Raw genomic sequence first — 9,874 nt, 5'->3', positions numbered from 1 at the left:
GCCGGCTAACATGTTAGCCGGCGCTTCTGCTTTTTACAGGTTCTTCTGAGAGCTAGAACATATCGCTCAGATCCAGAATGGGTATATCGAGTGCTGTCGAATCTGTCTCTACTGCTTTCGGCAACACGGTGGTACAGTTATACTTCTTGCTGATCTTCACGGTAGGCCCCGGAAAGCGCCCCCGGGTGATGCCAAGCTGGGTGTCTTCGTAGAGACGCTCCATATAAAGCCCGTACACAGGCAGGGCCGTTTTGGAGCCTTCGCCCAAGCTGGAGGTGCGGAAGTGAATGCTGCGGTCCTCTCCTCCTACCCATACGCCTGTCACCAGGTCTTTGCTCACGCCCATAAACCAGCCGTCGGAGTGGTTGGAAGTGGTACCCGTTTTGCCGCCAATCTCATTGCCTTTCCAGAGGTCGTATTCCCAAAGGGCCTGCGAGGTACCGCCTGGTTCTTCCATGCCGCCTTTGAGCATGTGCATCATCAGGAAAGCGGTCTCTTCGCGCAGCACCTTCTTCTGCTCCGGCGTAAACTGGTGAATGATGTTTCCGTTGCGGTCCTCTATGCGCGTGATGAAAGCCGGCGTAGTATAGAAGCCCTGGTTGGGGAACGTGCTGTAGGCTCCTACCATTTCATATACCGTCACATCGCTTGGCCCCAGGCCAATCGAAGGAACTTTGTCAAGCGGGCTGCTGATGCCCAGGCGATGGGCATAATCTACCACCGTTTCCCAACCTACCAGTTCCGTCAACTGAGCTGTTATCGAGTTGACCGATTTACCCATGGCACGCCGCAAGGTCATCGGGGCGCCGGTGTATACCCAGTCGGCATTGGTCGGGGACCAGCTTTTCTTCTCCCCTTTCTCTACATAGTTGATCGTGATGGGCCTGTCTACGATCTTGTCGCAGGGGGAATAGCCGTTGTCAATGGCGGCTGCATACACAAAAGGCTTGAAAGTAGAGCCCGGCTGCCGGCGCGCCTGTTTCACGTGGTCGTACTTAAAGTACTTGTAATTGATACCGCCCACCCATGCTTTGATATGGCCGGTGTAAGGGTCCATCGTCATCATTCCACCGTGCAGGAAACGCTTGTAGTAGCGTAGCGAGTCCAGCGGAGACATTGTCATCTTCTTTTCGCGCTCCGGGTTATCCCAGGTAAACACCATCATTTCACGCGGCGTGTTCAGTTCTTTGTTAATAGCGGCCACGTTGTCGCCATGCTTTTTCTTGAGGCGCTTGTAATAATCCGTTCGTTTGATGGTCTCTTCTATGAAGCCGGGGATCTCTTTGTTCTTTTCATCTACCCAGGGATTCTTGCCTTTCCAGTGGTTGTCAAAGCGGCGTTGCAGGGTGCGCATTTGCTGCTCCATGGAGGCCTCTGCATGCGCCTGTATGCGGGAATCGATGGTGGTGTATACCTTGAGCCCATCGCGGTACAGGTCATACCCGTTCTGCTTGCACCATTCCTTCATAAAGTCGGCCACCGCACCGCGGAAGTAAGTAGCCGGCCCATCATAGTGGTTTTCCACACGGTAATCGAGCACGAGGGGGAGCTTGCTCAGCGAGTCGGCTGCTGCCTGCGGCAGGTACCCGTACTTGGCCATCTGGACCAGCACCGTATTGCGCCGGCGGGTAGCGTTCTCCGGGTTAAAGCGTGGGCTGTAATAGGTCGGAGCTTTGAGCAGGCCCACCAAAACGGCCGCCTGTTCGGTCTTCAGACTATCCGGTGAGGTGCTGAAGAACGTTTTGGAAGCGACCTGTATACCAAACGAGTTACTGCCAAAATCGACCGTGTTAAGATACATCGCCAGAATTTCCTCTTTGGTATAGCGCTGCTCCAGCTTGATGGCCGTGAGCCATTCTTTGGTTTTGGAGATGATGATGTTAAGGCCCGGGATATGCCCCAGTACTCCTTTGGAGTCGTCTGTTCGGGTTTTGTAGAGGTTTTTGGCCAGCTGCTGCGTAATGGTGCTGCCTCCCCGGCTTTCGCCGCGCAGGTTATCATAAAGCGCACCAAAAAGCGCCGCCGGATCGATGCCGGAGTGCTCATAAAAGCGGGCATCTTCCGTGGCGATCAGCGCTTTGATCAGCGTAGGCGACATTTCCTGGTAGCTGACCGGGCTGCGGTTTTCGCGGAAGTATTTTCCGATCAGTTTGCCATCCACGGTATACAGTTCCGAGGCCTGGTCACTGCGTGGATTTTCCAGCTTGTCCAGGCTTGGGGAGGAGCCGAAGAGGTAGAAGAAATTATACTCCACACTCACCAGGTATACGGTAGCAACGGTCAGTCCCAGCAAAAATATTTTCCAGCTAAAACCGATAATCTGTTTGTATACCGACCTCTTTTTCTTTGGTTCTTTTACTTGTTCTTGCTCTTGCAGCATGCTAATATGGTCAGGGTTGTGCACCCGAAAAATGGCTATACGCTTCTATCTAAATTACTGCAAATATACCTTTTGTGTACAAATACTTTTCCAGAAACACATAAAACTTAGCCAGAGCTGCCCGATAGCTGTCATAACTTTGGTAGCACCTGCTATCTTTGTGCACAGGTTCATGCTTTACTCTACCTTCTCACCACCATGCAACAGCAACTACAGGCCGCATTTGACAAGATAAAAGGACTGCCGCTTACCAAGACGACCCGAAACGAACTGGTACAGTACTTCCACTTTGGCAAAACCAGCTATACCACCAGCCAGGGACTCATACTGGATGTAGGCGCCTATACCCTGGCCGTCAACTGTCCGTGGCAGCTCCGGGAATCCAACGGGGAAGTGATCAAGCACAGCGACGTCTTCATGCGCAAGCGTGAGCCGGGCATGCCCTCCCTTAAATTTGACTGGAAAGTACCCGGTGCCAACCTACGCGATCAACGCCTGCAGGGACTGGTGATCAGCTCTCAGGCACTGGCTATAGAGACCGTGGAATTTAAAAATGAGTTCGGCCTCGAGCTGGTCTTCGTAAACGGCGACCGCCTCCTGATCTCGCCTGACCTAGCGAAACCGCAGCAGGAGTACTGGCAACTGTTCAGCAACACCGGCGACAACTTCAGCATCGGGGCCGGTGCGGCAGGTTTACTCTAAGCGTTACTTTTTCTATACCTGTGGCATCTCCTATACCTTCAGAACTAAAAATTTCCGGATGAAAAAATTTCTGCAAACGACCCTGCTCACCCTGGTGCTGAGCCTTTGCCTGGGTATAGCCGCACAGGCGCAAACCAAAGCAAAACCTGCTACCAAAAAAGCGCCTGCCAAGGCTGCTCAGAAAAAACCTGAATCCGGCGCCGAGGCTCCGGAGATGAAAACCTACTACATGGCCTTGCTGAAGCGAGGTCCTTACCAGCCGACCGACACAGCCGAGGTGAATGGCATACAGCGGGCACACATGGCCCATATCCGGCAGATCGCCGCCGACGGCAAGTTGGTCATGGCCGGCCCGTTTCTGGACAATGGCGACCTGCGGGGTATTTTTATCTTCGATGTCGCTTCGCTGGAAGAAGCCAGGGCACTGACAGAGGCTGATCCTGCTGTGAAAGCCGGCAAACTGATCCTGGAACTGCACCCCTGGATGAGCCAGCGCGGCACAAAGCTTCCCTAGCAACCTTTCGGTACACAAGACAGTATGCGGAGGTATAATCCGCTGCTGCCTTTGAACGTACGCCTCCACCTTTTCGAGTTTGAAGACCTGCCCTGGTTTCCGCACGTCATCCGGCAAGGTATGCTCGATTTCCTTCGCTTTATGATCTCGAAGCTGGGAGCTTATGGCCCGGCTATACCTTTGCTGCAGGAACTCTTACAGCGCAGCGGACAATCCTATATCACAGACCTTTGCTCCGGTGCCGGCGGAGGTATAGCCGGTATACGCGAGGCGCTGAGCCAGCAGATGGGGCAGCCGGTACAGGTGACCCTCTCCGATCTCTACCCCAACACCGAAGCCTACGAGTACCTGCGTACCCAATCCGGTGGCCTGATCGATTATATACCCCAGCCCGTTGATGCCACGGCTGTACCAGCTGGTGTGACCGGCGTCCGTACGATCTTCTCTTCCTTTCACCATTTCCGGCCACAACAGGCAACCGCCATACTGCAGGACGCGGCAGACAAGCGGGCGCTCATCGGTATATTCGAAGGGAGCGGAAAAAGCTGGCTGGAGTTACTGGTCTTCTGGCTGACCTTCCCTTTCATCATCCTGATCGTGACGCCATTTATCCGGCCCTTTAAGTTCAGCAGACTGTTTTTCACATACCTTATTCCACTAATACCGATCGGCATTTTGTGGGATGGCACAGTTTCCCTTTTCCGGATATACCATCCCCGGATGCTGGAAGGATTAGTTGCGCAGGTACAGGCACCGGGCTATACCTGGCGCACCGGTATAGTGGGCAAAGGACTTGGGAAACAAGTGATCTACCTGATCGGGTATCCGAATTAATTGTTAAATGGCTACATTGTTAAATGGTTTTGAGTTTGGCCAAGTTTATACTATATGCTGTTTCAGCTTATCAACAATTGAACAGTTTAACAATAAAGCAATTATAAACTTGAAACCCGTCGTCCTACCTGTAACCGGAAAGTATAGCAGCGCGCTGACGCTGATGCGTATTCCGTTTTCGGTATACCTGATGCCTGTGTACTGGTTTGCCCTTAGCACCCTCTCCGGGTATAGCATCCCGAAGGCGATTGCGGTATTTGTGATTCTGCACCTGCTAGTATACCCGGCCAGCAACGGCTACAACTCCTACCACGACCGCGACGAAGGCAGCATTGGCGGCCTGAAACAACCGCCCAAAGTGACACGGGAGCTGCTATACCTGGTGGTATGTTTTGATGTAGCCGCTGTTGTGCTTTGCTTCTTCCTCTCGCCGCTCTTTGCCGCAATGGTTGCCCTATACCTGTTTGTGTCGAAAGCTTACAGTTACAAAGGCATACGGCTCAAAAAGTACCCGATCCTCAGTACAGCTGTGGTGACGGTCTTTCAGGGGGCATTTACCTTTGCGATGGTGCAGGTAGGCGCCGGCCTGGAACTGCAGGAAGTGCTGCAAACGCCCCAGGTGTGGTATGCCCTGGTGAGCACTCTTTTTTTATGCGGCTCTTATCCCCTCACCCAGATCTACCAGCACGGGGAAGACAGCCGGCGGGGCGACAGAACGCTCAGCCTGCTCTTGGGTATAAGTGGTACTTTCCTTTTTGCAGCCTGCAGCCTCGGCCTCGGAGCCGCCTTGCTGATGTGGTTATACCTGGTTACCGGTCAGTTACTGAACATACTCATCTTCCTGGTTTGTACGGCGCCAATTGTACTCTTTTTCACGAGGTGGGTGCTCAGGTCGCAGAAAAATCCGCTTGAAGTTAACTTTGAGAACACCATGCAGATGAACAAATTGTCTTCGCTTTGCATCAGCCTGGCTTTTATAGCGATGATCGTGCTGCGTTCCTTGTAACTAACAGATTTACAGGAGCTATAACTCCCTGTCAGGATTTCGTATACAACTCAAAAATCGTCTGCTCTATGAAATTTCTCTACGCCATCGTGGCCGGACTGGCCGCCACTGCCGCCATGACAGCCTTCCTATACCTGCTCTCCCTGGCTACGCACCGTGTTATGAAAGTGATCAGGATTCTGGGAACGATGCTGACCAACCGCACACACCCGGATGGCAGTCTGTCTGAGGCGCCGAGTACAAAGGTTATCGGCACCCTGGCGCATTATGCTGTGGGTATTGTGTTCGCGTTGTTTTACCTGGCGCTCTGGGACTCCGGTGTAGGGCTTACGACAGCATCGTGGGGCTTGCTTTTTGGTCTGGCACACGGGCTTACGGCCATGTTCCTCTGGTACCTGTTTTTTCTGGTGCACCCGAGGCCGCCCATCATTGCGCTACGCACCTACCTGGTTACCCTTATCTTCGCCCATATTATTTTTGGCATCGTTGCCACCTATACCTTCTACCTGCTCCTGAAGCCGGATTATGCGTTTTGGAGTTAGGTTAAATTGTTGATTGTTGATTCAGGAAATTTTAAAATATTCAATGGTTAGGGATAGCCTCTATACCATAAGCAAGCGAGGGCAAATCCCATTGTCCTAAACGTAAACCGCAACAATAAGCAATCAGCAATTCAACCAAAAACAAACGGGCCCCATCGCTTTGCAGCAATGGGGCCCGTTTGTTTTATTTAAAGGACTAACCTTATCCGTTCATTGAGATCAGGAACTCCTCGTTGCTCTTGGTTCCTACCATTCTGTCTTTCAGGAATTCCATGGCTTCTACCGAATTCATATCGGACATAAACTTGCGCAGAATCCAGATACGGTTCAATTCGTCTCTGTCCATGAGCAGGTCTTCGCGGCGGGTTCCGGAAGCAGGAACGTCGATCGCCGGGTAGATTCTTCGGTTGGCCAGTTTACGATCCAGCTGAAGTTCCATGTTGCCGGTACCTTTGAATTCTTCAAAAATCACCTCATCCATTTTAGAACCTGTGTCGATCAGGGCAGTAGCGATGATGGTCAAAGAACCACCGTTCTCTACGTTACGGGCAGCACCGAAGAAACGCTTCGGCTTGTGCAAGGCGTTGGCATCCACACCACCTGACAGGATCTTGCCAGACGAAGGAACCACCGTGTTGTAAGCGCGGGCCAGACGCGTGATAGAATCCAGCAGGATAACCACATCGTGTCCGCACTCTACCATACGCTTCGCTTTGTCGAGTACAATGCTGGCTACTTTTACGTGGCGCTCGGCCGTCTCATCAAAGGTAGATGCGATCACTTCTGCTTTCACGCTGCGCGCCATGTCGGTTACTTCTTCCGGACGCTCGTCGATGAGCAGGATCATCAGGTATACTTCCGGATGGTTTTCAGAGATGGCATTGGCGATCTCTTTCAGCAACACGGTCTTACCTGTTTTAGGCTGCGCCACGATCATACCACGCTGACCTTTACCGATTGGGGCAAACAGGTCCAGTATACGGGTAGACATCAGGCTGGGCTTGGTTGTCAGTTTGAGACGCTCTTCCGGGAAAAGCGGCGTCAGGTGCTGGAACGGGATACGGTCCCGAATCTCTTCCGTGGTACGGCCGTTCACAGTCTCTACTTTCAAGAGGGCAAAATACTTCTCGCCTTCTTTCGGCGGACGGATCTGCCCTTTAACCGTATCACCTGTCTTCAGACCGAAAAGTTTGATCTGGGAAGGAGACACATAAATATCATCTGGTGATGCCAGGTAGTTGTAGTGCGTGGAACGCAGGAAACCGTAGCCATCCTGCATCAGCTCCAAAACCCCTTCGTTTAGGATTATTCCGTCAAACTCCCTGAAGTTGCTGCTGCTGGCAGCGGCTTGTGCCGGCTGGTTGTTGCGGCGCTGGAAATTATCACCATTACTACGGTTGGCATCAGTGCGGTTATCGCTTCGGTTGCCTACTTCCGCCCGCTGCGGCTGCTCTCTGCCATCCACACGGCTATCGCTGCGGTTACCTATTTCAGGTCTTCCTTCAGCGCGGTTGTTATCGTTTCTATTACCTGCTTCTCTTCCCTCAGAGCGGTTCTCGTTGCGGTTACCTGCTTCTCTTGCGTCTGAGCGGTTCTCATTTCTTTCTGGGCGCTCGGCACGTTGTTCACGCACGCCAACTTCATTGCGGCTATCGCGGCGCGGCTGTACACGTTCTTTCTGCGTATTCTGTGGGCCGTTTTGTGGCCCGTGGTCTTTAGCCGGGGCAGGCGCCTGCACAAAAGCGGGTGCCGGGGCTTCTCTGCGTGCTACCTCCTCACGGGCAGGTTTGATTTCGGCTACGGCCGGAGCCGCAACAGTTTCAGCTACTGGCTCTTCTTCAACTGTCTCTATGCGTTGGGTAGCTTCGGTATCGCCGGGGACGGCAGGTCGAGGAGAGGAGGTTCTGATCTTTTTTGATAATTTTTCGGGAGGGGTAATAGCTTGCTGATCAAGGATCTTGTATACAATTTCTTGCTTGCTAAGCTTTTTAAAATTCTTAACGCCAAGATCTTCAGCAATTTCCTTGAGCTCTGAAAGAAGCCGATCTTTCAATTCTTCAATTTTGTACATAAATAATGGTATGGTAGTTTAATTTACCTGCCAGGTGCGCAGTTTGCGAACGCAGCGAGAGCATCTAGTTAATTTAGGAAAAAGAATAGGTTGCGATAGAGTTTGTGAGGCTCAGGAAAGGGCCTTCTTCAAATTGTACTGCAATGTTATTGCAATGGCAATTAATTAACAAATATTAGCGTTGTTTTTGTTGAAAATGTTTCAGAATTAGCTTAAAAGATTTCGGAAATGCCGCTAACTACCTAAAAAAGTATATTTTTGCATCTCTACATAACCCTGAACTATGCTACAGCTAACCGTTTTAAGAGAGCAAACAGACCTGGTAGTGGCTGGCTTGAACAAGAAAAACTACAAAAACGCAGCCGAAGAAGTTGCTTCACTGGTGGAGCTGGATCAACAGCGCCGGCAGATACAAAACCAACACGACGAACTGCAGGCAAGAGCCAATACAATCTCCAAAGAGATTGGTATACTGATGAAAAGCGGTGACCGTGAAAAAGCGGACGCGTACAAGGCAGAAACTTCGGAGCTGAAGCAACAAACCAAAACATTAGCCGATCAGTTGTCCTCGATCGAGGAACAAATACAAAAAGCGCTGTACAAGCTGCCAAACCTGCCCCACGAAAGTGTTCCTACAGGTAAAACACCAGAAGACAACGAAGTAGTTCTGCAACACGGAAATATTCCGGAATTGCACGCAGGCGCGCAGCCGCATTGGGAGCTGATCCAGAAGTACGACATCATTGACTTTGAACTGGGCAACAAGATTTCGGGAGCAGGATTTCCGGTTTATAAAAAGCAGGGAGCCCGCCTGCAGCGCGCCCTTATCAATTTCTTTTTGGACGAGGCCATCAAGGCCGGCTACATGGAAGTGCAGCCGCCTATACTGGTAAACGAAGCTTCCGGCTATGGCACTGGCCAGCTGCCTGACAAAGACGGGCAAATGTACCACGCCACCGAAGACAACCTATACCTGATCCCGACGGCCGAAGTACCCATTACCAACATCTACCGGGATGTGATCGTGCCGGCAGAGCAGCTGCCGATCAAAAATGCCGGCCATACGCCGTGTTTCCGCCGGGAGGCAGGTTCCTGGGGAGCAGACGTGCGCGGCCTCAACCGATTGCACCAGTTTGACAAGGTAGAAATTGTACAGATTACGCTGCCCGAAAAATCTTATGAGGCGCTCGAAGAAATGAGCAGCTACATACAAGGCCTGTTACAGAAACTGGAGCTGCCCTACCGGGTGCTGCGCCTTTGCGGTGGCGACATGGGCTTCACGTCAGCCCTTACCTATGACATGGAGGTATACTCCACTGCCCAGGGCCGCTGGCTGGAAGTCAGCTCTGCTTCAAACTTTGAAACCTACCAGGCTAACCGCCTGAAACTGCGCGCCAGAACGGAGTCCGGTAAAACACAGTTGCTGCATACGCTCAACGGCAGCGCGCTGGCCTTGCCACGTATCGTGGCCGCTATCCTGGAAAACAACCAGACACCGGATGGCATCAACATGCCCAAAGTGCTGCACCCATACTTGGGCTTCGAGAAGATCTCTTAAAATTTGGAGATGAGGAGATTTGAAGATGTGGAGATGATTCTCCATACCTAAACAGAAAAGCCGCTGAAGTCATCAGCGGCTTTTCTGTTTAGGTACAGCAGGTATACAGGTTAGTTATTGAAAATTGAGGAGTTTAAATACACCGGACACGACAAAGCCGTTCAATTTTATCAATCTTCAAATCTCCTCATCTTCAAATCTTCACATCTTAAAACCTACCCGTACTGCTCCAGGTATGCCTGGTATTGATTTTTGATTTTGTACTTC

8 protein-coding genes are annotated in these 9,874 nt (G+C 51.6%); 6 read left to right on the top strand and 2 right to left on the bottom strand.

The window, feature by feature from the left end:
* Positions 1 to 52: 52 nt before the first annotated feature.
* Positions 53 to 2,380, bottom strand: a complete 2,328-nt coding sequence (locus tag OB13_RS12435; RefSeq protein WP_461490491.1) for a penicillin-binding protein 1A — start codon at positions 2,378 to 2,380, stop codon at positions 53 to 55.
* Positions 2,381 to 2,578: 198 nt separating this feature from the next.
* Here OB13_RS12435 and OB13_RS12430 point away from each other — a divergent pair, with 198 nt between their 5' ends.
* The 5 genes from OB13_RS12430 (at position 2,579) to OB13_RS12410 (ending at position 5,978) form a co-directional block, all read left to right on the top strand.
* Positions 2,579 to 3,082: a hypothetical protein gene (locus tag OB13_RS12430; protein ID WP_461490490.1), complete on the top strand. Its 504-nt coding sequence runs from the start codon at positions 2,579 to 2,581 to the stop codon at positions 3,080 to 3,082.
* 58 nt (positions 3,083 to 3,140) lie between these two features.
* Positions 3,141 to 3,596, top strand: a complete 456-nt coding sequence (locus OB13_RS12425; protein ID WP_461490489.1) for a YciI family protein — start codon at positions 3,141 to 3,143, stop codon at positions 3,594 to 3,596.
* A gap of 51 nt (positions 3,597 to 3,647) precedes the next feature.
* The gene (locus OB13_RS12420; RefSeq protein WP_461490488.1) at positions 3,648 to 4,430 is read left to right on the top strand and encodes a class I SAM-dependent methyltransferase; all 783 of its coding nucleotides are present in this window, start codon (positions 3,648 to 3,650) and stop codon (positions 4,428 to 4,430) included.
* Positions 4,431 to 4,539: 109 nt separating this feature from the next.
* Positions 4,540 to 5,436: a UbiA family prenyltransferase gene (locus tag OB13_RS12415; protein WP_461490487.1), complete on the top strand. Its 897-nt coding sequence runs from the start codon at positions 4,540 to 4,542 to the stop codon at positions 5,434 to 5,436.
* 68 nt (positions 5,437 to 5,504) lie between these two features.
* Positions 5,505 to 5,978, top strand: coding sequence for a hypothetical protein (locus OB13_RS12410; protein WP_461490486.1), 474 nt, complete (start codon positions 5,505 to 5,507; stop codon positions 5,976 to 5,978).
* Between the two features lie 202 nt (positions 5,979 to 6,180).
* Here OB13_RS12410 and rho read toward each other — a convergent pair whose 3' ends face one another.
* Positions 6,181 to 8,049 carry a transcription termination factor Rho gene (gene rho / locus OB13_RS12405; protein WP_461490485.1) on the bottom strand — a complete coding sequence of 623 codons (1,869 nt, stop codon included), beginning with the start codon at positions 8,047 to 8,049 and terminating at the stop codon, positions 6,181 to 6,183.
* Positions 8,050 to 8,332: 283 nt separating this feature from the next.
* On the opposite strand from rho, the gene serS reads away from it, so the two are divergent.
* Complete coding sequence (serS, locus tag OB13_RS12400) at positions 8,333 to 9,607, top strand: serine--tRNA ligase (RefSeq protein WP_461490484.1); 1,275 nt, start codon at positions 8,333 to 8,335, stop codon at positions 9,605 to 9,607.
* The last annotated feature ends 267 nt before the right edge of the window (positions 9,608 to 9,874 follow it).

The organism is Pontibacter sp. HJ8 (assembly GCF_054824225.1).
The sequence above is the reverse complement of the archived record's forward strand: the minus strand, read 5'-3'. Positions and strand labels throughout refer to the sequence as shown.